Source organism: Nocardia sp. NPDC057227, assembly GCF_042669725.1.
GTDB classification, from domain to species: domain Bacteria; phylum Actinomycetota; class Actinomycetes; order Mycobacteriales; family Mycobacteriaceae; genus Nocardia; species Nocardia asteroides_A.
Window position 1 is genome coordinate 100687 of the sequence record NZ_JBHUXA010000014.1, and the last position, 25696, is coordinate 126382.

The following is a 25696-nucleotide window of genomic DNA, read 5'->3' on the forward strand; positions in this document are numbered from 1 at the left end:
GAAGACCGGGGCGCCGATCGGCACGGTCTGCGTGTCGGCGTCGGTGACCTCGTGGAAGGTCACCTCGACCGCGGCCTCGGTCGGTCCGTACAGGTTGTGCAGCCTGGCGCCGGTCAGCCTGCGCAGCTTCTGCGCGGCGCCGGCGGGCAGCGCCTCACCGGAGGCGAAGGCATTGCGGATGACGGTGCACTCCGCGGCCCGCTCCTCGTTCACGAAGAGCGAGAGCATCGACGGCACGAAGTGCACCGTGGTGATCTGCTCCTCGGTGATCAGCCTGGCCAGGTACACCGGGTCCCGGTGCCCGTCCGGCCGCGCCACCACCAGCCGCGCGCCGACCTGCAGCGGCCAGAAGAACTCCCAGACCGACACGTCGAAGGTGGCCGGGGTCTTCTGCAGGACCACGTCGTCGGCGGCGAGGCCGTACTGCGCATGCGCCCAGACCAGCCGGTTCACGATCGCGGCGTGCGAGACCGCGACGCCCTTCGGGCGGCCGGTGGAGCCGGAGGTGAAGATGACGTACGCGGTGTTGCCCGGCCGCAGCGGCCGGTGCCGGTCGGCGTCGGTGAGCGGGGCGTCGGAGAAGCCGGAGAGGTTCAGCTCGTCGATCCGGACCTGCCTGGCCAGCGCGCTGTCCAGGTCGGCGCCGGAGGTGAGCACGCAGACCGGGCGGGCGGTGTCCAGGATGTGGTCGATCCGCTCGGCCGGGTGGTCCGGGTCCAGCGGCACGTACGCGCCGCCCGCCGCGCCGATGGCGTACATGCCGATCACCAGGTCGAGCGAGCGGCGCATGCCGAGCGCCACGTACGACTCCGGGCCGACGCCGTGCTGCTTCAGCCAGCGCGCCAGCCGGTGCACCCGGCTCGCGAACTCGGCATAGGTCAGACTCGTCCCCTCGAAGGTGAGCGCGTAGGCGTCCGGGGTGCGGGCGGCCTGCGCCTCGAACATGGAGACGAGGGTCGCCGCCGCGGCGTCGTCGACCGGCGAGGTGAGCGCGGCGTCCACCGCGAACTCGGTGTCGTTCCAGCGGCGCAGCACGGTCTGCCGCTCGGCGTCGTCCAGCAGGTCGATGTCGCCGACGGCGATGCCCGGGTTCGCGGCGATGCCGCGCAGCACCCGGACGAACCGGCGGGCGAAGGAGTCGGCGAAGCCGGAGTCGAAGAGGTCGAGCGCGAAGACCAGCTCGGCGTCCATCGCACCGGCGCCGCCGCCGCGGATCCCGGCCGGGCCGATGTGCGTGCCGACCGGGGTCTCGCCGAGGGTGAGCTGCAGGTCGAACTTGGCCGTCGGGGCGTCCAGCTCCAGCTCGGCCACGCGCAGCCCGGGCAGCTCCAGCGAGGTGCGGCCCATGTTCTGGAACGAGAGCATGACCTGGAAGAGCGGGTGCCGCGCCTGCGAGCGGGCCGGGTTCAGCACCTCGACCAGCCGCTCGAAGGGCAGGTCGGCGTGCGCGAAGGCCTGCAGGTCGCGCTCGCGCACCTGGCTCAGCAGCTCGGTGAACGGGGTGGCGGTGTCGACCGCGGTGCGCAGCACGAGGGTGTTGACGAACATGCCGACCAGGTCGTCCAGCGCGGCCTCGCCGCGCCCGGCGACCGGGATGCCGACCGCGATGTCGTCCGACCCGCTGAGCCGGGAGAGCAGCGACGCGAAGGCGCTGTGCACCACCATGAACAGCGTGGTGCCGTTGGCGTGCGCCAGCTGGTTGAGTTCCTCGATCAGCTCGCCGGGCACGGTGAAGCGGTGCGTGCCCGCGCGGTAGGAGGCGACCGGCGGGCGCTGCGCGGTGCCGAGCCGCAGCTCCTCGGGCAGCCCCGCGAGCGCGGTCTTCCAGTACTCCAGCTGCGCGGCGACCAGCGAGCCCCTGTCGTCCTCGGTGCCGAGCGTCTCGCGCTGCCAGAGCGCGTAGTCGACGTACTGCACCGGCAGCGGCGCCCAGCCCGGCGCCGATTCGGCGCACCGCGCCATGTAGGCGGCCATCAGGTCGCGGACCAGCGGGCGCATGGAGACGCCGTCGGCGGCGATGTGGTGCACCACGACGGCGAGCACGTAGTCCTGCGTGGTGTCGCGCCAGCGGCTGTGGTCGATCCGCGGCTCCACCTGGAACACCCGGAGCCGGACCGGCGGCTGGTTCGTGACGTCGAAGCCGGTCAGCACGAATTCGTGCAGCGCGGGGGCGATCTCGGCCTCGTCCAGCGGGACGACGTCGAGCGGCGGGATGGCCTGCGCGGTTGGCAGCACGTCCTGGTAGGCGATGCCGTCGTGCGACGGGTACACGGTGCGCAGCGCCTCGTGCCGCTGGATCACGTCGGCGACGGCGGCGCGCAGCGCCTCGATGTCGAGCGAGCCGTGCAGCCGCACCGCGGCCGGGATGTTGTAGGCGGCGGAGTCGGATTCGAAGCGGCTGAGGAACCACATCCGCTGCTGGGCCAGCGAGAGCGGCGGGAACTCCGGCCGCGGCCGCGGCGTCAGCACCGGGCGGCCGCCCGCCCCCGCTGTGGTCTCCATGCGGGCCGCGAGCGCGGCGACGGTGGGCGCCTCGAAGAGCATCCGCACCGGCACCCTGGTGTCGAGCGCGGCGCCGAGCCTGGCCACCACCTGGGTGGCGACCAGCGAGTTGCCGCCCAGCTCGAAGAAGTCGTCGTCCAGGCCGACCGCGCGCTCGGCGGTGTCCACCCCGAGCACCTCGGCGAAGACCCCGGCGACGATCTCCTCGATCGGCGTCGCGGGCGCGCGGAAGGCGCGGGCCTCGAAGACCGGGACCGGCAGGGCGCGCCGGTCCAGCTTGCCGTTCGGGCTCAGCGGCATGGCGTCGAGCACGACGAAGGCGGCGGGCACCATGTACGACGGCAGCACCGCGCCGAGGTGGGCGCGCAGCTCGTCCAGGTCGACGGTGGCGCCCGCGGCGGGCACCACGTACCCGACCAGCTGGTCGCCGGTCCGGCCGTCGGAGCGGACCAGCGCGACGGCCTGCGCGACCGCCTCGTGCCCGGTCAGCGCGGTCTCGATCTCGCCGAGCTCGATGCGAAGGCCGCGCAGCTTCACCTGGAAGTCGGTGCGGCCGAGGTAGCCGATGGCCCCCGAGCCGTCCCTGGTGACCAGGTCGCCGGTGCGGTACATGCGGGCGCCGGGCCCGCCGTACGGGTTCGCCACGAAGCGGTCGGCGGTCAGGTCAGCGCGGCCGAAGTAGCCGCGGGCCAGCTGGGCGCCCGCGAGATAGAGCTCACCCGCGATACCGGGGGCGACGGGGTGCAGCCTGGCGTCGAGCACGTACGCCTCGGCGTTCCACACCGGGAGGCCGATCGGCACCGCGCCCGCGATCTCGGCGGGCACCGCGTGGTGCGTGGCGTGCACCGCGAACTCGGTGGGGCCGTACAGGTTGTGCAGCTCCGCGGCCGAGACCCGGCGCAGCGCCTGCACCGCGTCGGCGGTGAAGGCCTCGCCCGCGATGAGCAGCGCGCGCAGCGAATCCAGTGCGCCGGAGCCGATTCCGGCGGCCTCGACGGTGCTCGCGAAGACGCTCAGCATGGAGGGGACGAACGAGGTCATGGTGACCCGCTCGGCCGCGATGACCTCGGCCAGGTAGGCCGGGTCGCGGTGGCCGTCCGGGCTCGCGACGACCATCCGGCCGCCGACGCTCAGCGGGCCGAACAGCTCCCACACCGACACGTCGAAGGTGGCCGGGGTCTTGAACAGCACCACATCGTCCGCGCCGATCCCGTACTCCGCGGTGATCCAGCGAACCTGGTTCACCACCGCGGCGTGCGGCACCGCGACACCCTTCGGGCGACCGGTCGAACCGGAGGTGAAGATGACGTACGCCGGGTTGCGCGGGCGCAGCGGCGCGTTCCGGTCGGCGTCGGTGAGCGGGGTGTCGGCGTAGCCGTCGAGCGCGAGGTCGTCCAGGACCAGCACCGGGGCGCCGTCCGCGGTGAAACCGGTGTCGGCACTGGTCAGCACGGCCGCCGGACGCGCGGTCTGCAGCACGTGGGCGATCCGCTCGGCGGGCTGGTCCAGGTCGAGCGGGACGTAGCCGCCGCCCGCCTCCTGCACCGCGTACGCGGCGACAACCAGGTCGACCGAGCGGCGCAGCGCCAGCCCGATCAGCCGCTCCGGGCCCGCGCCCGCGGCGACGAGGTGCCTGGCCAGCCTGTGCACCCGCGCGCCGAACTCGGCGTAGGTCAGGGTGGTTCCGGTGGCCGGGTCGACGATGGCGACGGCGTCCGGGGTGCGCCGCTCCTGCGCGGCGAAGGCGGAGACCAGCGTCTCCGCCGGGTCGAGCGGGTACGAGGTGTCGTTCCAGCCGCGCAGCGCGAGGTCGGTCTCTGCGGCGTCCAGCAGCGGGATGTCGCCGACCGGGAGTTCGGGGGCGGCGAGCACCGCGGCGAGCACCCGGTCCAGCCGGTGCGCGAAGGCTGCGACCGTCGCCTCGTCGAAGAGGTCGGTGGCGTAGGAGAACTCGGCCGACATGCCCGCGGCCTCGCCGCTCTCGTCCTGGGTCTCCTGCAGGGTCAGCTGCAGGTCGAACTTGGCCAGGTTGGCGTCGTAGTCGACGCCGTTCACCGAGAGCCCGGGCAGCTCGAGGCTGGCCTGCTTGGTGTTCTGGAAGGCGAGCATGACCTGGAAGAGCGGGTGCCGCGCCTGCGAGCGGGCCGGGTTCAGGATCTCGACCAGCCGCTCGAAGGGCAGGTCGGCGTGGGCGAAGGCGTGCAGGTCGGTTTCCCGCGACTGCGCGAGCAGCTCGGTGAAGGGCAGCGCCGGGTCCACCTCGGTGCGCAGCACCAAAGTGTTGACGAACATGCCGATCAGGTCGTCGAGCGCGGCCTCACCGCGGCCGGCCACCGGGGTGCCGATGGTGATGTCCTCGGTGCCGGAGAGCCGGGCCAGCAGCACCGCGAGCGCGCTGTGCATGACCATGAACAGCGAGGCGTTGTGTTTGCGGCCCAGGTCGGCGAGGGCGCGCTGGGTCTTGCCTGAGATGACGAAGGCGTAGCTGCCGCCGCGGTAGCTGGCGACGGCAGGGCGCGGCCGGTCCGAGGGGAGCACCAGCTCGTCCGGCAGGTCGGCGAGCGCGCGCGCCCAGTACTCGATCTGGGTGGAGATCAGCGACTGCCGATCCTCCTCGGAGCCGAGCACCTCGCGCTGCCAGAGCGCGTAGTCCGCGTACTGCACCGGCAGCTCGGCCCAGGCGGGCGCCTCCCAGGTGGTGCGCGCCGCGTAGGCGAGCATGACGTCGCGCGCCAGCGGCACCATGGACCAGCCGTCGGCGGAGATGTGGTGCACCACCATGCCGAGCACGTACTCGGTCTCGCTGATCTCGAAGAGCCGCGCGTGCAGCGGCACCTCGCTGGTGACGTCGAAGGAGACCGAGGCCAGGTCGACCAGGTGCTCCAGCAGCGTCTCCTCGGTCACCCGGTAGGGGGTGAGGTCGGGGACGATCTGCGCCGCCTCCAGCACCACCTGTACCGGGCCGTGCTTGGTCTCCGGGAAGACCGTGCGCAGCGATTCGTGCCGGTCGATGACGTCGATCACGGCCACCTGCATGGCGGCGACGTCGAGCTCGCCGGAGAGCCGGATGGCGACCGGGATGTTGTAGGCGACGTTCGAGCCGTCGAAGCGGTTCAGGAACCACATGCGCTGCTGCGCCAGCGAGAGCGGGACCTCGCTGGGCCGCTCGCGCGGGACGAGCGCCTTGCGCGCGCCGTCGCCCGCCTGCGACTCCACCCGCGCCGCCAGCGCGGAGACGGTTGACGCCTCGAAGAGCGTGCGCACCGGGACCCTGGTGTCCAGCGCGATGCCGAGCCGGGAGGCGACCTGGGTGGCGATCAGCGAGTTGCCGCCGAGGTCGAAGAAGTCGTCGTCGACACCGACCCGGGTGAGCCCGAGCACGTCGCCGAAGATCTGCGCGACGATCTCCTCGATCGGGGTGGTCGGGGCGCGGAATTCGCGCACCTCGAAGACCGGGGCGGGCAGCGCGCGGCGGTCCAGCTTGCCGGAGACGTTCAGCGGGAACTCGTCGAGCACCATCAGCACCGACGGCACCATGTACGAGGGCAGCCTGCGCCGCAGCGCCTCCCTGACCTCGTCGGTGTCGAGCTCGCCTGCCCCGACCAGGTAGGCGACCAGCTGGTCGCCCGCGCCGGTGTCGCTCACCAGCACCGCCGCCTGGCGGATCGCGGGCTGCGCCAGCAGCGCCGCCTCGATCTCGCCGAGCTCGATGCGCTGGCCGCGGAACTTGACCTGGAAGTCGGTGCGGCCGATGTACTCCAGGACGCCTGCGGAGTTCCAGCGCACCAGGTCGCCGGTGCGGTAGAGCCGGGCGCCCGCCGGGCCGAAGGGGTCGGCGACGAACCGCTCGGCGGTCAGGTCGGCGCGGCCCTGGTAGCCGCGCGCGGCCTGCGCGCCGCCCAGGTACAGCTCGCCGGCGACGCCGATCGGGGCCGGGCGCAGCGCGCTGTCGAGCACGTAGGCGCGGGCGTTCCAGACCGGGCGGCCGATCGGCACCGCCGCGCCCTCGGTCCCGTCGACCGTCCACGCGGTGGCGTTCACGGTGAACTCGGTCGGGCCGTACAGGTTCACGACCGTGGCCGGGCTGAGCTTGCGGAACGCCGCGACGGCCGAGCCGGAGAGCGCCTCGCCGCCGACGTAGACCGCGCGCAGCGACGCGCACTCCGCCGCGGGGACGGTGGCGGCGAACATCGAGAGCAGCGAGGGAACGAACGAGGCGACGGTGACCTGGTGCCGCCAGATCACCTCGGACTGGTACAGCGGGTCGCGGTGCCCGTCCGGGACCGCGATCACCATCTGCGCGCCGACCATGAGCGTGGCGAAGAGCTCCCACACCGAGGCGTCGAAGGTGAACGGCGTCTTGTGCAGCACCACGTCGGCGTCGCTCAGGCCGCTCTCGGCGATCTTCCACGCCATCTGGTTGACCAGGGCCGCGTGGCTCACCGCGACGCCCTTGGGGCGCCCGGTGGAGCCGGAGGTGTACAGCACGTACGCCGTGTTCTCCGGGCGCACCGGGCCGAGCCGCTCGGCGGGGTCGAGCGGCGCGTCGGAGTAGCCGTCCAGCTCGACGGTGTCGACCTCGACAACCGGGCAGTCCGCTGCCGAGATGCCGTCGGCCGCGGTGGTCAGCAGCACCGCGGGGCGGGCGCTGGCCAGCACGTACTCGATGCGCTCGGCCGGGTGGTCCGGGTCGAGCGGCACGTAGGCGCCGCCCGCCGTCACCGCGGCGTAGACCGCGACCAGCATGTCGATCGAGCGCCTGATCCCGACCGCGACCAGCGTCTCCGGCCCGACCCCGAGCTCGATCAGCCTGCGCGCCAGCCGGTTCACCCGGCTCGCGAACTCCGCGTAGGTCAGCTCCCCCGCGGCGCCGGAGCCGGGTTCGAAGATCAGCGCGGTGGCGTCGGGGCCGCGGCGCACCGCCGCCTCGAACTGCTCGAGCACGGTGTCGGCCCGCGGCACCTCGTGCTCGGTGCCGGTCCGCTCGACGAGCAGCGCCTGCCGCTCGGCGGGGGCGAGGATCTCGATGTCCCGGATCGGGGTGGTCGCGGAGGCGGTGACGGCGCGCAGCACGCGCAGGAAGCGGCGGTTGAACTCGGCGATGGTCGCCGCGTCGAACAGGTCGGTGGCGTAGGAGAGCGTTCCGGTGATGCCCGCGGGCAGCCCGGCGGCGGTGCGCTGCTCGGTCAGCGTCCAGAGCAGGTCGAACTTGGCGATCGGGAGTTCCAGCTCGTCGGCGCTGACCGAGAGGCCGGGCAGCTCCACCGTGCCGTGCGACAGCTCCTGGAAGGAGAGCATCACCTGGAAGAGCGGGTGCCGCGCCTGCGAGCGGGCCGGGTTCAGCACCTCGACCAGCCGCTCGAAGGGGACGTCGGCGTGCGCGAAGGCGGCCAGGTCGGCCTCGCGCGCCTCGGCGAGCAGCTCGGTGAAGGCGTGCGCGGGGTTCACCCGCGAGCGCAGCACGAGGGTGTTGACGAACATGCCGATCAGGTCGTCCAGCGCCTGCTCGCCGCGGCCTGCGATCGGGGTGCCGACGGCGATGTCGGCGGTGCCGGAGAGCCGGGCGAGCAGCACCGCGAGCGAGGCGTGCACCACCATGAACAGGGTGCTGCCCTCGGCCCGTGCCAGCGCGGCCAGCCCGGCGTGCAGCTCGGCGTCGATCTCGAAGCCGAGCTGGCTGCCCTGGAAGCTCGGGGTCTGCGGCCGCGGCCGGTCGGCGGGCAGGTCGAGCTGGTCGGGCAGCCCGGCCAGCGCCTCCCGCCAGTAGCCGATCTGGCGCGCCATCAGGGAGTCGGCGTCGTCCTCGGTGCCGAGCAGCTCGCGCTGCCACAGCGTGTAGTCGCGGTACTGCACCGGCAGCGGCGCCCAGTTCGGCTCCTGCCCCGCGGAGCGCGCCAGGTAGGCGGCGGCCACGTCGCGGGAGAGCGGGCCGAAGGAGAAGCCGTCGGCGGCGATGTGGTGCACCACGAAGGCGACGGCGTAGTCGCCGGTGCCGTTGTGCGAACCGGCCACGTGGAAGACCCGCACCCGGATCGGCAGCTCGTGCGAGACGTCGAAGCCGACCGAGGCGAAGCGCGCCAGCTCACCGGGGAGCTCGCCCGCCTCGATGCTCTGCACCTCGATGCCGAGGTCGACCTCATCGGCGGGCAGCACCCGCTGGTAGCCGCCGTCGGCGTCCGGGAAGAGCGTGCGCAGCGACTCCTGCCTGGCCACCACATCGGCCAGCGCGGTGCGCAGCGCGGCGACGTCGACGTGGCCGCGCAGCCGCACCACGAACGGCAGGTTGTAGGTGGGCGCCGCCGGGTCGAACTGGTTGATGAACCACATCCGCTGCTGGGCCAGCGAGAGCGGCGCCCGGTCCTGGTGCTGCCGCGCGGTCAGCGCGGGGCGGGCGACCTCGGCCGGAGTGGTGTGCTCGGCGCGGGCCGCGATCCCGGCCACGGTCGGCGTCTCGAAGAGCGCGCGCACCCCGAGCCGGATCCCGAAGGCGGCGCTGATCCGCGCCACCACCTGGGTGGCGACCAGCGAGTTGCCGCCCAGCTCGAAGAAGTTGTCGTCCGCGCCGACCCGCTCCTGGCTGAGCACGTCGGCGAAGATGCCCGCCACGATCTCCTCGGCCGCCGTGCGCGGGGCGCGGAAACCGGCGGCGTCGGCGGTGAACACCGGCTCCGGCAGCCCCCTGCGGTCCAGCTTGCCGCTGGTGTTCAGCGGGAAGGCGGCCAGCACGACGAGCGCGGCGGGCACCATGTAGCTCGGCAGCCGCTCGGCGGCGGTCCTGGTCGCCACCGCGGGGTCGACGGTGGCGCCGGGGGCGGGCACCACGTACGCCACCAGCTGCTGGCCGGTGGCGGTGTCCATCACCAGGACGGCGGCCTGGCTGATCGCCGGGTTGGCCAGCAAGACCGTCTCGATCTCGCCGAGCTCGATGCGCTGGCCGCGGAACTTGACCTGGAAGTCGGTGCGCCCGATGTACTCCAGGACGCCGTCGCCGTTCCAGCGCACCAGGTCGCCGGTGCGGTACATGCGCTCGCCCGGCGCGGCGTAGGGGTTGGCGACGAAGCGGTCCGAGGTCAGGTCGGGGCGGCCGCGGTAGCCGCGGGCGAGCTGGCGCCCGCCAAGGTACAGCTCACCGGGTGCACCGATCGCGGCCGGCCGCAGCCGCCCGTCCAGGACGTAGACCTGGACGTTCCACTCGGGGATGCCGATCGGGACGGTGACCGTGTCGGCGGCGGTGGCCTCCCAGTAGGTCACCGAGACCGCGGCCTCGGTGGGGCCGTAGAGGTTGTGCAGCCCGGCCGAGGAGATCGCGCGCAGCCCGGCCGCGGTCTCCGGGGGCAGTGCCTCGCCGATCACGAACACCGCGCGCAGGGTCGCGATCTGTGCGGCGGTGGCGTGCGCGACGAACACCGTGAGCATCGACGGGACGAAGTCGGTGACGGTGACCTTGTGCCTGGCGATGGTCTCCGCGACGTAGAGCGGGTCGCGGTGCCCGTCGGGGGCGGCGACGACCAGCTCGGCACCCGACATCAGCGGCAGGAAGTAGCCCCACAGCGAGACGTCGAAGGTGGTGGCGGTCTTCTGCAGGTAGACGTCGCGCTCGGTGAGCCGGTACTCGTCCAGCATCCACAGCTGCTGGTTGACGATCGCGTGGTGGGTGACCGCGACGCCCTTGGGGCGGCCGGTGGAGCCGGAGGTGTAGATGACGTAGGCGGTGTTCTCGGGCACCAGCGGCGCCCACCGGTCGTCATCGGTCAGCGGCCCGGCCGGGTAGGTGGAGACGTCGAGGGTGTCCAGCTCGACCCGCTCCACTCCGTCGGGGAGCTCGAGCCCGTCGGTGGAGAGCGTGAGGACCGAGACCGGGTTCGCGCTCTCCAGGATGTAGGCGGTCCGGTCGGCCGGGTGGTCCGGGTCGATCGGCACGTACGCGCCGCCCGCCCGCAGCACCGCGTGCATGCCGATCACCAGCTCCAGCGAACGCCGCATGCCGAGCGCGACCAGCGACTCCGGCCCGACACCCTGGTCGACCAGGTAGCGGGCGAGCTGATTCACCCTGGCGCCGAACTCGGCGTAGGACAGAGCTGTCCCCTCGAAGTGCAGCGCCGTTCGCTCGGGAGTGCGCGCGATCTGCTCGTCCAGCAGCGCGACCAGCGTCGTCGTCGGCACATCCTGCTCGGCGTCGTTCCACTCGACCAGCGTCCGCTCCCGCTCGTCGGCGGTGATCGCGGGCAGGCTCCAGACCTTCGTCCCGGCGTCCGCGGCCAGGAAGCGCTGGAAGAACTCCAGGAACCGGCCGTGGTGGGTGCGGCCCTCGTCGGCGCTGTAGAGGTTGGGGTTGGTCTCGAAGTCGATGTGCGTGTGGCTGCCGGTCGTCGACTGGTAGAAGTTGACGCCCAGGTCCTCGATGCTGCCGGTGGAGAGCACGTTCAACCGGCCGGTCATCTCGCCCAGCACGATCTCGCTGTGGAACAGCATGATGTTGACCCACGGACCGAAGAACTCCGTGGTCACCACGCCGTCGCCGGCCGCGTCGCGGCGGATGTCCTCGTGCCGGTAGCGCTGGTGCCGGAGCGCGCCGGAGACCTCGACCTGGACCCGCTTGAGCAGGTCGGCCACCGTGCTGTCGTACCCGACGGCGAGCCGCAGCGGCACGATGTTCGAGGTCACGCCGCCCGCGCGGCGCATGGCGGCAGTGGTTCGCGCCGTCACCGGGAGGCTGAGGATGACGTCCTCGGCGCCGGTCAGCTGGGCCAGGTAGGCGCCGAAGGCGGCGATGAGCAGCCCGGCCGGGGTGTTGTCGTGCTTGGCGACGGCGGCGGCGAGCAGCTCGTCCTGCTCGTCGGTGAGCGCGGCGCTCGCCACGTTGTTCAGCGCCGACGGCGGGGCGGAGCGGCCGGTGAGGCTGGTCCCCTCCTCCAGGCCGGCGACCCGCGCGGCCCAGTACTCGCGGTCCGAGTCGAAGCGGGAGCTGTCCCGGTAGGCGATCTCGGCGTCGTACAGGGTGCGCAGCGGGGTGGCCTTGGCGGCGGCGGGCTCAGCGCCGCGCGTCTCGGCGGTGTAGAGCTCGGCGATCCTGGCCACGTAGTTGGTGGCGGCGAGGCCGTCCAGCGCGATGTGGTGGATCCGGGTGTACCAGTACCAGCGGTGCTCGCCGAGCCGCAGCGCGGCGGTCTTGATCAGCCGGTCCGCGACGATGTCCAGCGGGCGCGAGTACTCGGCGCGCATCCACTCGGCGGCGGCGGCCGCCGGATCGTCGGCGCCGCGCAGGTCGACGTACTCCTGCTCGGACGAGAGCGAGGGGTCGACGCCCTGCAGCGGCTCGCCGTCGCGCTCGATGATCCGGAGGTAGCCGGAGCCGGTCTCCAGCGAGGCGCTGATGCTGGCCTGCAGCAGCAGCTCGGGGTCGAGGTCGCCGTGCAGATCGACGTACTGCGCGATCGTGACGGGGACCTGCGGGTCGACGTGCTGCGCGTACCAAATGCCCAGCTGAGCAGGCGAAAGCGGGAAGTACTCGACGGCATCTCCCCGAGCGTCACCAGTTTCGTCGTTTCCGCCGAAATCCAGCCGGTCCAACCGTAACCTCGCTTCCGGAACACCGCGTGAGCGCTCCCCGATGACACCCGAAGAGGCGCCCACCCGTCACCGCGGGGCGCCTTCCTTCTCCGGATCCAGTTTCATCTCAATCAGGCAATAATCTTCGTAGGCAATATCTGTCTGCCCCGGTACGCCCGTTACACGGGCGCGAACGCCTCCACCGCATCGATCTCGCTGCTGACCACCGATCCAATCTACCGTCGCCGCGGGGGCCCGACCAACCAATACCCGAACACCGCAGATAGCAATCACCTATCCGCCCCGGCCGGGCGGGTGCGCGGCGTTCAGCGGGCCGCAACGGCAGGTCGCGGCTGTTATCCGGCTCACAGCCGAATCGATAGCCGATCGGATGCCATCCGGCTCACAGCCGGGTGCGGGCGGGGTCGTAGAGGTGTGACTGCACGCACTCGACCGCCGGTGCCAGCGCCCGGCCGACCAGGATCACCGCCGCCTGCCGCAGCCCGGCCTCCTCGACCCGGGTGGCGATATCGGTCAGGGTGCCGCGCAGGATCAGCTGGTCCGGCTGGCTGGCCCGGTAGACCACCGCGGCCGGACAGTCCGGGCCGTACTCCGTCGCCAGTTCGGCCGCCAGCTCCCGCGTTCTGGTGATCGCGAGGTGCAGTGCGAGCGTCGCCCCGGTCGCCGCGAAACTCCGGAGCCGTTCCTTTTCCGGCATGGCCGTCGAGCGCGCCTGCGCGCGGGTGAGCACCACCGACTGCGCCAGCTCCGGCACGGTGAGCTCGGCGCCGAGCGCCGCCGCGGCCGCCGCGTACGCCGGGACGCCCGGGGTCACGTCCCACGGGATCCCCAGCCGGTCCAGCCTGCGCGCCTGCTCGGTGAGCGCGGAGTACACCGACGGGTCGCCCGAGCACAGCCGCGCCACATCACTCCCTCGGTCGTGCGCCGCGCTCATCGTCGCCACGATGGCGTCCAGATCCAGGCGCTGGGTGTCCACCAGCTCGGCGTCCGGCGCGCAGTGCGCGAGCACCGCCGGGTCCAGGTAGGTGCCCGGGTACAGGCAGACCGGGCTGGCGCGCAGCAGCTCCACCGCCCGCACCGTCAGCAGATCCGCCGCCCCCGGGCCCGCGCCGATGAAGTGGACTGTCATGCGGGGCAGTGTAGAGACGGGGCCGCGGCTGCTCCACGACGAGCCGCAATGCCGCGGCCGCCTCGGCGCGGCTCGCGCGGAGCGGTGACCGATCCAGTTTCCAGTCCGGCAAGGCAGCGCGGTATCGCTGCACGATCTCGAACAAGGTGTACAGATCGACCAGGTCACGGTCCGCGAACCGTTTCCGCCAGACCAGCGCCTTCAGCACCACCGCCGCCTCCACGCGGGGGACGGGGGCGCTGAACACGATCTGTTCGCCGCTCGTGTGCAGCCGCACCGCGGCGGCGATCACGATCGGGGGCATCGCGAGCGCCAGGCCGAGCCCGGGTGCTGCGTCGAACGCCCGCCCCGCGATCTGTTCGACTCCGCCGGTGCCGAACGGCACAAGCAGGTCGATGGCCCGGACACCGCTCGGTCCCTCCCTGCGGTAACTGTTGCCCCGAACTGCGTCGTATCCGAGAGCGAGGAGGCGACGGTGCAATTCGGCACCTGTCGCGACCGGGCGGGCGATGCCCGCGTCCGCGTCGGCCGTGGCCCGCACCCTGACCTCCGGCGTGGGGTACGCATGGGCGAGGAGTTGAACCATGTGGCCGCCGATGACGCGGTACTCGGCGGTCGCCGGGTGCAGCGGGGTCGCGGCGTCGGTCAGATCGCGCAGGGCCAGGTAGCCCAGGTCGGCGGCGCGGGAGGTCGAGGCGACGGTGATGCCGGTGCGCTGCTCAGTCATCGAATCGCCCGGCCGCGATCGCCTCGCGCAGCGTGACCGCGGCCTGGTCCGCGTCCGGGCCGGTGCTTGTATGCCCGAGGTCCCACAGGGTGAGCACCGGGTCGGCGAGGAAGTTCGCCGCGGTGCGGAGCACGGTCGGATCCGCGGGAACGACGGTAACCACCGTGGCCTCCCCCGCGCCGCTCGGGACGAGGTCCGCGGCGGTGAGATCGAGGAGTTCGGCGAGATAGGCGAGGGTGGTGACCGGCTGCTGCCACGGCGCGTACTCGTCCGCCGCGGCATCGCCGGAAAGCGCGAGCGGCACACCGCGTCGCGCGGCGAGTGTGGTGATCGATCGGCCCGCCACGACCGGCGGGTCGAGGCCGTACCAGTGCTGGACGAGCCCGCCCGGCCCGGGATACCCGGCGAGTACGGTATCCAGCAGCTCGACGGCACCGAGCCAGCCCCCGGCGGCGCGAACCACCGGCAGCTGCCGCAGCGCCAGCGAAACTGCCTGCTGGGTGAGCCCGGTCCGGGTGGCGATCTCGCGCTGCGGCAGCGGGCTCGTCCGCGCCGCGAGCACCCGGCCCACGGCCCACCGGCCCCACGGCACCCGGCCGCGCCGAGCAGCGGCGGGTGGCTCCCGCCGCTCGACCCGCGACGCACCCGCCACGATCACCGTCGGCGGCGCGGTGGTCACCAGATCGAACGCACCGGCGAGCGCCGCCGACACCACTCGCGGCGACGCGCTCGGCGCGACGAACAGCAGCGCCGGGCCACCGTCCCCCGTCCGCACCCGCGCGGGTGCCAGCCGAGTTGGCACCACACGGACCGCGCGCGTCACGATCCCCACCCCTTCGGGCAGCGCCAGATCCAATCGTTCACGAGAACCCCCCACAACCCGAATACCGGCACGGCCGAGCAGTTCGAGAAGCTCCCGCTCGACTGTCACCGCACCCTCCCACCGGATGATACAAGTTTAGAGCAGAATATCCGGAAAAGCTTGTATACCCAGCTCGGCTCAGGCGGTGGCGTCGAAGTGGGCGATGATCTTGGTGGGGTGCAGCCGGACGACCAGCTCTCCGGGAACCCCGTTCCGCTTCCCGAACTCCTCGGCCCGCTCGGCCCCCATGTAGCGCCCGCCGATCTCGGTGGCGGTGCGGAGCAGCTCGGCGGGGTCGTCGGAGAGGGTGACGGTGCCCTGGATCTGGACCGAGGCGTAGGGGGGCTGCTCGAGGTCGACGCAGAGGGCGATGCGGGGGTCGCGGGCGAAGGCCTTGCCCTTGGCGGTGGCCCGGCCGGTGTTGAAGACCAGGTCGTCGCCGTCGACGACGAACCAGATGGGGGAGACCACGGGGCGGCCGTCGGCGGCGACGAAGGCGACCTTGCCGGTGCGGGTGCCGTGCGCGAGGAAGTCGCGGACCTGGGGATCGCTGAGTGAGGTCATGCGGCCAGCCTAGGAACGGTCCCCGAGACTTCCCAGCAACTCGTCGCGGCTGTGTTCCACCCGGGCGCGGATGGCGGCGACCACCTCGGCGACCTCCGGCCTGCGCAGCGTCTCGTGCCGCGCGACCAGCCAGTACGAGAGCCGCACCACGACCTCGGCGGCGAGCACCCGCTCCAGGTCGGGGTGGCGGTCGGCCATGAAGCAGGGCAGCAGCCCGAGCCCGGCCCCGGCCCTGGTCGCCTCGACGTGCACGAAGACATTGGTCGAGCTCACCGATTCGCGCATGGATGGGACGACGGCGGGCGCCAGATCGAGGTCGTCCACCTGCAGCATGGAGTCGATGAAGTAGACGAGCGGGTAGCGCGCGAGGTCGTCGACGGTGCCGGGGCGGCCGAACTCGGCCAGGTACCCGCGGGAACCGTAGAGCCGCAGGCAGTACTCGCCGAGTTGCAGCGCCTCGGCCCGGTGCACCTGCGGCTGCCCGACCACCACCTCCAGGTCGAGCCCGGAGCGCTGCACCGAGGCGCGGCGGGTCGCGGTGACCAGCTCCACCGAAATGCCCGGGTGCCTGCGCCGCACCTCGGCGACGGCGGGGGCGGCGAGGTAGCCGCTGAACCCGTCGGTCGAGGAGATCCGGACGACGCCCTCCAGCACCCGGTCCGCGCCGCCGCGGTTCAGCGCGCGCACCGCCGCGTCCACCGCCTCGGCGGCGCCGAGCGCCTCCCGGCCCAGATCGGTGAGTTCCCAGCCACCGGCGACCCGATTCAGCACCCGGCCGCCGAGGTCGTGCTCGAGCGCGGCGATCCGGCGCGAGACGGTGGTGTGGTTGAGCCCGAGTTCCTCGGCGGCGGAGACGAATCGGCCGCTGCGGCCGACGGCGAGCAGCACCAGCAGATCGTCGGCGCTCGGCCGCCCCCGACCCGGATTCATGTCTGCATTCTCGCAGATGGGAGCTGCGGTTCTGGGCATTGCGGTGCACGGTTTCGCGCACGAATACTCAGGAAACACTCAGTGTGTGCCCGGTCACAATGCGAGCCGAACCGGGGTGAACGAAGGAGTTTCGATGAGCGTAGGCAGCGCGGCCGGCGATCCCGGCTACGCACCGAGCAACCTCCGGCGGGTGGTGGCCGCCTCGATGGCGGGCACCGTCGTCGAGTGGTACGAGTTCTTCCTCTACGGCACCGCGGCGACGCTGGTGTTCAGCAAGGTGTTCTTCCCGGCTGGCACCAGCGAGCTGGACGCCATCCTCGCCGCCTTCGTCACCTACGCGGTCGGCTTCGTGGCGCGCCCGCTCGGCGGCATCGTGTTCGGCCACTTCGGCGACAAGTACGGCCGCAAGAAGCTGCTGCAGTTCAGCCTGGTCCTGGTCGGCGCGGCCACCTTCCTGATGGGCTGCCTGCCGACCTTCGGGCAGATCGGGTACTGGGCGCCGGCGCTGCTGGTGCTGCTCCGCTTCCTGCAGGGCTTCGCGGTCGGCGGCGAGTGGGGCGGCGCGGTGCTGCTGGTCGCCGAGCACAGCCCGAACCGGGATCGCGGCTTCTGGGCCAGCTGGCCGCAGGCGGGCGTGCCGGCGGGCAACCTGCTGGCGACCGTGGTGCTGCTCACCCTGACCAGCACGCTCTCCGACGCCGCCTTCCTCTCCTGGGGCTGGCGCGTGGCGTTCTGGCTCTCCGCGGTGGTGGTGCTGGTCGGGTACTACATCCGCACCAAGGTCACCGACGCGCCGATCTTCCTGGAGGCGCAGCAGGAGGCCGAGGAGCTGAAGAGCACCTCGTTCAGCGCGGTCGAGGTGCTCAAGCGGTACCCGCGCGGCGTCTTCACCGCCATGGGGCTGCGGTTCGGCGAGAACATCATGTACTACCTGGTGGTCACCTTCACGATCACCTACCTCAAGGTGCAGGTCGGCATGGACACCTCGGACATCCTGTGGTGGCTGCTGATCGCGCACGCGGTGCACTTCGCGGCGATTCCGCTGGTCGGGCGGGCCAGTGACCGGGTCGGCAGGCGGCCGGTGTACCTGGTCGGCGCGATCCTCGGCGGGACGTGGGGCTTCTTCGCCTTCCCGATGATGAACAGCGGGCACCACGTCGTCGTGCTGCTCGCCATCGTGATCGGGCTGGTGTTCCACGCGCTCATGTACGCGGCGCAGCCCGCGATCATGGCGGAGATGTTCCCGACCCGGATGCGGTACTCCGGCGTCTCGCTCGGCTACCAGGTGACCTCGATCGTCGCCGGTTCGCTGGCGCCGATCATCGCGGTCCGGCTGCTCGACACCTTCGACTCCTCGGTGCCGATCGCCGTGTACCTGGCCGTGGCGTGCGCGATCACCGCCATCGCGGTGCTGGTGGCGCGCGAGACCAAGGGCGCCGACCTGGCGCAGATCGACGCCGCCGACGCCGCGCAGCTGGCCGACGAGGCGAAGACCGCGGCGGTGGCCGCCCGATGAGCGCCACTGCGACGGGCCGCGCCGCCGCGACGGGCCGCGCGGGGGCGGCGGGCTACGCCGGGGCGGCGGGCTACGCCACTGCGACGGGCCGCGCCACTGCGACGGGCCGCGCCGGGGCGGCGGGCTGTGCCGGGGCGGCGGGCTGCGCGCGGGCCACGGCGGCGGTGGGCCGCCCGGCCTCGGGATCGCGATGAGCCCGCTGGCCGGGAAGACCGCACTGGTCACCGGCGGGGCGAGCGGGATCGGAGCGGCCTGCGCCCGCGCGCTCGCCGAGCGCGGCGCGCGGGTGACGGTGGCGGACCGGGACGAGACCGGGGCGAAGGAGGTGGCCGCCGAGATCGGCGGCACCGCCTGGGCGGTCGACCTGCTCGACGTCACCGCGCTGGAGACGCTGGAGCTGGCGACCGACATCCTGGTCAACAACGCCGGGGTGCAGCACGTCGCCGCCATACCGGACTTCCCGCCGGAGCGCTTCCGGCAGCTCATGACGCTCATGGTGGAGGCACCGTTCCTACTGGTCAGGGCGGCCCTGCCGCACATGTACCGGAGCGGGGGCGGGCGGATCGTGAACATCTCGTCGGTGCACGGCCTGCGCGCCTCGGCGTACAAGTCGGCCTACGTGACCGCCAAGCACGCCCTGGAGGGGCTCTCGAAGGTCACGGCGCTGGAGGGCGGCCCGCACGGGGTCACCAGCAACTGCGTGAACCCGGGGTACGTGCGGACACCGCTGGTGGACAAGCAGATCGCGGACCAGGCGGCGGCGCACGGGATTCCGGAGCGGGAGGTGGTGGAGAAGGTGCTGCTCACCGAGAGCGCGATCAAGCGGCTGGTGGAGCCGGATGAGGTCGCCGCGCTGGTCTGCTGGCTCGCCGCCGCCGACGCCGGGATGGTGACCGGGGCCTCGTACACCATGGACGGCGGCTGGAGCGCCAGGTAGTCCGGCTCAACCCCCGAGCGCGGTGAGCGCCATCCGGCGCAGCACCGGCCGGGCGCGGGCGGCGGTGGCCCGGCTCGCGCTGTGCGGGGTGGAGTTCATCAGCCCGAAGGCGGCGTGCGCCTGCACCCTGGCGTTCTCCTCGCCGAGGCCGGGGCGCAGCGCGCACAGCACGCCGACCCAGACCTCGACGTAGCGCCGCTGGGCGCGCCGGATCTCCCGGCGCGGCCCGGGCGGGACGGCGTCCAGGTCGCGGTCCTGGATCCGGATGAGCTCCGGCTGACCCAGCGCGAAGTCGAGGTGGAAGTCGACCAGCGCGGCCAGTGCTGCGCCCGGCTCGGCGCCACCGCCCGCCACCGCGCGGCCACCGGCGAGCAGCCGCTCGGATACCTCGGTGAGCAGCTCGATCAGCAGCGCCTCCTTGGAGGCGAAGTGCCGGTACACCGCGGGCCCGCTGATCCCGACCGCGGCGCCGAGATCGTCCAGCCGGACCCCGGCGAAGCCGCGATCCGCGATCAGCCGCCCCCCGGCCCGAAGCAGATCGCTGCGCCGCTGCTGCTTGAGCTGCTCGCGCCGGGTCGGCACCGCGGGCTCGACGGTCACCACGCACCTCCTGTGGACAAAGTCGGTTAATCCAGATTAACCTGAAAAACAGTTAACAGCGATTAACCGACACGAAACGGGATGCACCATGACCGGCACATCGGAGCTCGGGCTCGACAACCGGGCGGCGCACGGCGCGCTCGTCGGCGAGCTGCGCGAGCGGCTGGCCGCGGCGGCAAGGGGCGGCCCGGAGAAGGCGCGGCAGCGCCACCTGGACCGGGGCAAGCTGCTCCCCCGCGACCGGGTGGACCGGCTGCTCGACCCGGGCAGCCCGTTCCTGGAGATCGCGGCGCTGGCCGCCGACGGCATGTACGGCGGCGACTGCCCGGCCGCCGGGGTGATCGCGGGGATCGGCCGGGTGTCGGGGCGGGAGTGCGTGATCGTCGCCAACGACGCCACGGTCAAGGGCGGCACCTACTACCCGATGACCGTGAAGAAGCACCTGCGAGCGCAGGAGATCGCACTGCAGAACCAGCTGCCGTGTATCTACCTGGTCGACTCCGGCGGCGCGCACCTGCCGCACCAGGACGAGGTCTTCCCGGACCGCGAGCACTTCGGCCGGATCTTCTTCAACCAGGCCACGATGAGCGCGGCGGGCATTCCGCAGATCGCCGCGGTGCTCGGCTCCTGCACGGCGGGCGGCGCGTACGTGCCCGCCATGAGCGACGAGGCGGTGATCGTCCGCAACCAGGGCACCATCTTCCTGGGCGGGCCGCCGCTGGTGAAGGCGGCCACCGGCGAGGTCGTCACGGCCGAGGAGCTGGGCGGCGGCGAGCTGCACTCGCGGGTCTCCGGCGTCACCGACCACCTCGCCGAGGACGACGAGGACGCCCTGCGCATCGTGCGCCGGATCGTCGCCACCCTTGGCCCCGCACCCGAATCACCCTGGCAGGTAGCCCGATCGGTGGCCCCGGCAGCGCCGGAGGACGAGCTCTACGACGTGGTCCCGACCGACCTGCGCACCCCCTACGACGTACGCGAGGTGATTTACCGGCTGGTCGACGCCGAGCCGGACGCCCTTGAGCAGAGCAGCTTCGGTGAGTTCAAGGCCGAGTACGGCAAGACCCTGGTCACCGGCTTCGCGCGGCTGCACGGGCACCCGGTGGGGATCGTGGCGAACAACGGCGTGCTCTTCGGCGAGTCCGCCATGAAGGGCGCGCACTTCATCGAGCTCTGCGACAAGCGCAAGATCCCGCTGCTCTTCCTGCAGAACATCACCGGCTTCATGGTCGGCCGCGACTACGAGGCGGGCGGTATCGCCAAGCACGGCGCCAAGATGGTCACCGCGGTGGCCTGCGCGCGGGTCCCCAAGCTGACCGTGGTGATCGGCGGCTCCTACGGCGCGGGCAACTACTCCATGTGCGGGCGGGCGTACTCGCCGCGCTTCCTCTGGATGTGGCCGAACGCGCGGATCTCGGTGATGGGCGGCGAGCAGGCCGCCTCGGTGCTGGCCACGGTGCGCGGCGACCAGCTCGACAGCTCGGGACAGCCCTGGTCCGAGGCGGATCAGGAGGCCTTCAAGGCGCCCATCCGGGAGCAGTACGAAACCCAGGGCAACCCCTACTACTCGACGGCCCGGCTCTGGGACGACGGGGTGATCGACCCGGCCGACACCAGAACGGTGCTCGGCCTGGCGCTCGCGGCCTGCGCGCAGGCACCCCTCGCCCCGGTCTCCTACGGCGTCTTCCGGATGTGACGGCCATGACCTCCCTCTTCGATACCTCCGCCGTCACGGCGTTCGACACGGTCCTGGTCGCGAACCGGGGCGAGATCGCGGTCCGGGTGATCCGCACGCTGCGCGCGCTGGGGCTGCGCTCGGTGGCGGTGTACAGCGACGCCGACGCGGACGCGGCGCACGTGCACGCGGCCGACGTCGCGGTCCGGCTCGGGCCCGCGCCCGCCAGGGAGAGCTACCTGGCCGTCGACCTGGTGGTCGCGGCGGCGGTGCGCACCGGGGCCGGTGCGGTGCATCCCGGGTACGGCTTCCTCTCCGAGAACGCGGCCTTCGCGGCGGCGCTTGAGGCGGCGGGGATCGTGTTCCTCGGGCCGCCCGCGCGCGCCATCGAGGTGATGGGCGACAAGATCACCGCCAAGAAGACGGTGACGGCGTTCGACGTGCCGGTGGTACCCGGTATCGCCGAGCCGGGGCTGACCGATGCGCAACTGCTCGAGGCCGCGCCGGGGATCGGGTTCCCGGTGCTGGTCAAGCCGTCCGCCGGGGGCGGCGGGAAGGGGATGCGGCGGGTCGAGGACCCGGCCGAGCTGCCCGCGGCGCTGGTCAGCGCGCGGCGCGAGGCCGCGGCGGCGTTCGGCGACGACACGCTGTTCCTGGAGCGGTTCGTCACCAATCCCAGGCACATCGAGGTGCAGGTGCTCGCCGACGCGCACGGCACCGTGCTGCACCTGGGCGAGCGGGAGTGCTCGCTGCAGCGCAGGCACCAGAAGGTGATCGAGGAGGCGCCGTCGCCGCTGCTCGACGCGGCGACAAGGGAGCGGATCGGCGCCGCTGCCTGCGCCACCGCGCGCAGCGTCGACTACCGGGGCGTCGGCACGGTGGAGTTCATCGTGTCGGCGGACCGGCCGGACGAGTTCTTCTTCATGGAGATGAACACCCGGCTGCAGGTGGAGCACCCGGTGACCGAGCTGGTGACCGGGGTGGATCTGGTGGAGTGCCAGGTCCGGGTCGCCGCCGGGCAGGCGCTGGTGGTCGCCCAGGGCGATATCGCGCTCACCGGGCACGCCGTCGAGGCGCGGGTGTACGCCGAGGATCCGGGGCGGGACTTCCTGCCGACCGGCGGGAAGGTGCTCGCCGTCGCCGAGCCCGCCGGGGTGCGGGTGGATTCCGGGTTGCGCGCCGGGACGGTGGTCGGGAGCGACTACGACCCGATGCTGGCGAAGGTGATCGCCTACGCCGACGATCGGGGTGCGGCGCTGGCCGGGTTGGATCGGGCGCTCGGCGAGACCGTTGTGCTCGGACTGGGGACCAATGTGGAGTTCCTGCGGTTCCTGCTCGCCGATCCGGATGTGGTGGCCGGGAACTTGGACACCGGGCTGCTGGACCGGCGGGTCGGGGATTTCGCGCCCGCGCAGGTGAGCGACGACGAGGTGGTGGCCGCCGCGGTCGCGGATTGGCTGGCCCTGCAGCCGGGGCCGGGGGCCGGGCCGTGGGCGCAACCGTCCGGGTGGCGGCTGGGCGTTCCCGCGCCGGTCGTGGCGCGACTCGCCGCCGACGGGGTCACCCGCGAGGTGCGGATCACCGGGACACCCGACGCGGCCCGGGTGCGCGTGGACGACGGCCCCGAGCTGACGCTCACCGCGTCAGCGTCCCCGGTCACGGACGCGGGCGCGAGCGGCTACCGCGCGGCACCTACCCGCGGCACGGCACCCATCGGTGGCACGACACTCATCGGTGACACGGCGCGCACCGGTGGCACGACACTCACCGGGGGTGCGGAGCACGCCGGGGGACCGCGGTGGACCGGCGGCACGGCAGCTGTCGCGGGGATACCGGGCGTCACCACCCTCACCCTGACCCTGGACGGCGTCCGGCACGAGTACCTGGTCGCCGCGGACGGCGGGCAGTACTGGCTCGCCGGCCCGGCAGGCACCAGCCACCTGCGGCGCGCGACCTCCACCGCCCTGCGCGGGGCGGGCGCGCACGAGGGCGACGCCGAGATCCGCAGCCCCATGCCGGGTTCGGTGATCGCGATCGGCACCGAGGCCGGTACCACCGTGGCCGCGGGCGACCCGGTGGTCGTGGTGGAGGCCATGAAGATGGAGCACACGCTCACGGCGCCGGTCGCAGGCACCGTCGAGCTCCTGGTGACGCCGGGCACCCAGGTCCGGCTGGACCAGGTGCTCGCCCGCATCACCGCGTCGACGATCGAAGGACTACCCGCATGACCGACTTCCTCGCCACCGGCTCGCTACCGGAGGACTACCGCGACCTGGCCATGACCGTGCGCGAATTCGCCCGCGCCGTCGTCGCCCCGGTCTCCGCCGAGCACGACGCCGAGCGCAGCTTCCCGTACGAGGTGGTGGCGGGGATGGCCGAGATGGGGCTCTTCGGGCTGCCCTTCCCGGAGGAGTACGGCGGCATGGGCGGCGACTACTTCGCGCTCTGCCTGGCCCTGGAGGAGCTGGCCAAGGTCGACCAGAGCGTCGCCGTCACGCTGGAGGCCGGGGTCTCGCTCGGCGCCATGCCGATCTACCGGTTCGGCACCGAGAAGCAGAGGCAGCACTGGCTGCCGCAGCTCACGAGCGGCCGCGCGCTCGCCGCCTTCGGGCTCACCGAGCCCGGCGCGGGCAGCGACGCGGGCGGGACGAAGACCACCGCCGTTGTCGACTCCGGCGAGTGGGTGATCAACGGAAGCAAGCAGTTCATCACCAACTCCGGCACCGACATCACCCGGCTGGTCACCGTCACCGCTGTCACCGGGACCACCGGCGGCAAGAAGGAGATCTCGACCATCCTGGTCCCGGCCGACACCCCCGGCTTCGTCGCCGGGCCCGCCTACGACAAGGTCGGCTGGAACGCCTCGGACACGCACCCGCTGAGCTTCACCGACGTCCGCGTTCCGGAGGAGAACCTGCTCGGCGAGCGCGGCCGCGGCTACGCCAACTTCCTGCGCATCCTGGACGAGGGGCGGATCGCCATCGCCGCGCTCGCCGTCGGCGCGGCCCAGGGCTGCGTGGACGAGAGCGTCAGGTACGCGGGCGAGCGGGACGCCTTCGGCAAGCCGATCGGGCGCAACCAGGCCATCGCCTTCAAGATCGCCAGGATGGAGGCGCGGGCGCACACCGCGCGCACCGCCTACTACGACGCCGCCGCGCTCATGCTGGCGGGCAAGCCGTTCAAGAAGCAGGCGTCGATCGCGAAGATGGTGGCAGGCGAGGCCGCCATGGACAATGCCAGGGACGCCACGCAGATCTTCGGCGGCTACGGTTTCATGAACGAATACACGGTCGCTCGGCACTACCGGGACAGCAAGATCCTGGAGGTCGGCGAGGGGACGACGGAGGTTCAGTTGCTGTTGATCGCCAGGGAACTCGGCCTGTGAGCGCGCCGCGGCGGGTCACCCAGCGCGGGCTCTGGTTCGAGGAGTTCGAGATCGGCGTGATCTACGAGCACCGGCCGGGGCGCACCGTCACCGAGGCGGACAACGTCCTCTTCACGACGCTCACCATGAACACCCAGGCGCTGCACCTGGACGCCGCCTTCGCCGACGCGCAGCCGCCGTTCAACCAGCGGCTGGTGAACTCGATGTTCACCCTCTCCACGCTGATCGGGCTCTCCATCGCGCAGCTCACCCAGGGCACCCTGGTCGGCAATCTCGGTTTCTCCGAGATCGCCTTCCCGAAGCCGGTCTTCCACGGCGACACGCTCTACGCCGAGACCGTCGTCACCGAGAAGCGGCTCTCGAAGAGCAGGCCGGGCGAGGGCATCGTGACCCTCGCGCACACCGGCTACAACCAGCACGGCGACGTGGTCGTCACGGCTGTGCGGAAGACCCTCGTTCGCACGAAGGAGACAGCGGCATGACCGACGTGACCGGCCCGGGGTGGCTCTTCTGCCCGGCCGACCGCCCCGACCGCTACGCCAAGGCGGCCGCCGCCGCGGACGTGGTGATCCTCGACCTGGAGGACGCGGTCGCCGCCGCCGACAAGGAGTCGGCGCGGGAAGCCCTGCTGAACACGCGGCTCGATCCGGCGACGACCGTGATCCGGATCAACGGCGCCGACACCGAGCACTACGCGGCCGATCTCGGTGCGGTGCACCGCACCGACTACCGCTCCGTCATGCTGCCGAAGGCCGAGTCGCCGGAGCAGCTGCGCGCACTCGACGGCTTCGACGTGATCGCGCTGATCGAATCGCCGCGCGGCGCGCTGGCCAGTGAGCGGATCATGGTCGAGCCGAACGCCGTCGGCATCATGTGGGGCGCGGAGGACCTGGTTGCCGCGCTGGGCGGGCAGTCCACCCGGCGACCGGACGGGAGCTACCGCGACCTGCCGAGGCACCTGCGCTCGAGCACGCTGCTCGCGGGCAAGGCGGCGGGCAAGTTCGCCCTCGACGGGGTGTACCTGAACATCCCCGACCTGGACGGGCTGCGCGAGGAGGCACTGGACGCGGTGGCCGTCGGCTTCGACGCCAAGGTCGCCATCCACCCGAGCCAGATCCCGGTGATCCGCGGCGCCTACGCGCCGTCGCCGGAGGATCTGGACTGGGCGCGCCGGGTCCTTGCCGAGGTGCCGAACCATCGCGGCGTCTTCCAGTTCGACGGCCGGATGGTCGACGGGCCGGTGCTCCGGCATGCCGAGCAGATCGTGCGCCGTGGCGGCGCCGCGAGCGACTGAGGAGA

General features: G+C 72.5%; 13 protein-coding genes (1 of these 13 cut by a window edge). 7 read left to right on the forward strand and 6 right to left on the reverse strand.

The genetic code is table 11. From position 1 onward, the window contains the following. From ACFUJ1_RS20475 to ACFUJ1_RS20495, 5 genes are all read right to left on the reverse strand, one after another. On the reverse strand, positions 1-12072 hold the 5' end (the start) of the coding sequence (locus ACFUJ1_RS20475; protein WP_378647757.1) for a non-ribosomal peptide synthase/polyketide synthase. 24876 nt of this gene lie to the left of the window's left edge; only the first 12072 of its 36948 coding nucleotides appear in the window; it begins with the start codon at positions 12070-12072; its stop codon lies beyond the left edge, outside the window. Between the two features lie 382 nt (positions 12073-12454). After that, positions 12455-13201, reverse strand: a complete 747-nt coding sequence (gene cobM, locus ACFUJ1_RS20480; protein WP_378647759.1) for a precorrin-4 C(11)-methyltransferase — start codon at positions 13199-13201, stop codon at positions 12455-12457. A gap of 719 nt (positions 13202-13920) precedes the next feature. Then, positions 13921-14730: a hypothetical protein gene (locus ACFUJ1_RS20485; RefSeq protein ID WP_378647761.1), complete on the reverse strand. Its 810-nt coding sequence runs from the start codon at positions 14728-14730 to the stop codon at positions 13921-13923. Positions 14731-14928: 198 nt separating this feature from the next. Beyond that, positions 14929-15354, reverse strand: a complete 426-nt coding sequence (locus ACFUJ1_RS20490) for a PPOX class F420-dependent oxidoreductase (RefSeq protein WP_378647763.1) — start codon at positions 15352-15354, stop codon at positions 14929-14931. 9 nt (positions 15355-15363) lie between these two features. Beyond that, the gene (locus tag ACFUJ1_RS20495; protein WP_378647765.1) at positions 15364-16284 is read right to left on the reverse strand and encodes a LysR family transcriptional regulator; all 921 of its coding nucleotides are present in this window, start codon (positions 16282-16284) and stop codon (positions 15364-15366) included. Positions 16285-16417: 133 nt separating this feature from the next. On the opposite strand from ACFUJ1_RS20495, the gene ACFUJ1_RS20500 reads away from it, so the two are divergent. Together ACFUJ1_RS20500 and ACFUJ1_RS20505 are read left to right on the forward strand one after the other, a co-directional pair. Beyond that, complete coding sequence (locus tag ACFUJ1_RS20500; RefSeq protein ID WP_378647767.1) at positions 16418-17800, forward strand: MFS transporter; 1383 nt, start codon at positions 16418-16420, stop codon at positions 17798-17800. A gap of 190 nt (positions 17801-17990) precedes the next feature. Further along, positions 17991-18737, forward strand: a complete 747-nt coding sequence (locus tag ACFUJ1_RS20505; protein ID WP_378647769.1) for a 3-hydroxybutyrate dehydrogenase — start codon at positions 17991-17993, stop codon at positions 18735-18737. Between the two features lie 6 nt (positions 18738-18743). On the opposite strand, the gene ACFUJ1_RS20510 is transcribed toward ACFUJ1_RS20505, so the two are convergent. Further along, complete coding sequence (locus ACFUJ1_RS20510) at positions 18744-19340, reverse strand: TetR/AcrR family transcriptional regulator (RefSeq protein ID WP_378647771.1); 597 nt, start codon at positions 19338-19340, stop codon at positions 18744-18746. An 85-nt stretch (positions 19341-19425) separates the two neighbouring features. Between ACFUJ1_RS20510 and ACFUJ1_RS20515 the strand changes: the two genes are divergently transcribed. From ACFUJ1_RS20515 to ACFUJ1_RS20535, 5 genes are read left to right on the forward strand one after another with little or no spacing between them, the layout of a single operon-like run. Next, a complete protein-coding gene (locus tag ACFUJ1_RS20515) occupies positions 19426-21033 on the forward strand; it encodes a carboxyl transferase domain-containing protein (RefSeq protein ID WP_378647773.1) in 1608 nt (535 codons plus the stop codon). A 5-nt stretch (positions 21034-21038) separates the two neighbouring features. Beyond that, positions 21039-23240: an acetyl/propionyl/methylcrotonyl-CoA carboxylase subunit alpha gene (locus tag ACFUJ1_RS20520; RefSeq protein WP_378647775.1), complete on the forward strand. Its 2202-nt coding sequence runs from the start codon at positions 21039-21041 to the stop codon at positions 23238-23240. Then, positions 23237-24397 carry an acyl-CoA dehydrogenase family protein gene (locus ACFUJ1_RS20525; RefSeq protein WP_378647778.1) on the forward strand — a complete coding sequence of 387 codons (1161 nt, stop codon included), beginning with the start codon at positions 23237-23239 and terminating at the stop codon, positions 24395-24397. The genes ACFUJ1_RS20520 and ACFUJ1_RS20525 overlap by 4 nt, the downstream gene beginning before the upstream one ends. Continuing rightward, positions 24394-24879 carry a MaoC family dehydratase gene (locus ACFUJ1_RS20530; RefSeq protein ID WP_378647780.1) on the forward strand — a complete coding sequence of 162 codons (486 nt, stop codon included), beginning with the start codon at positions 24394-24396 and terminating at the stop codon, positions 24877-24879. Before ACFUJ1_RS20525 ends, ACFUJ1_RS20530 begins: the two co-directional genes overlap by 4 nt. Next, positions 24876-25691, forward strand: a complete 816-nt coding sequence (locus ACFUJ1_RS20535) for an HpcH/HpaI aldolase/citrate lyase family protein (RefSeq protein ID WP_378647782.1) — start codon at positions 24876-24878, stop codon at positions 25689-25691. Before ACFUJ1_RS20530 ends, ACFUJ1_RS20535 begins: the two co-directional genes overlap by 4 nt. Positions 25692-25696 lie beyond the last annotated feature (5 nt).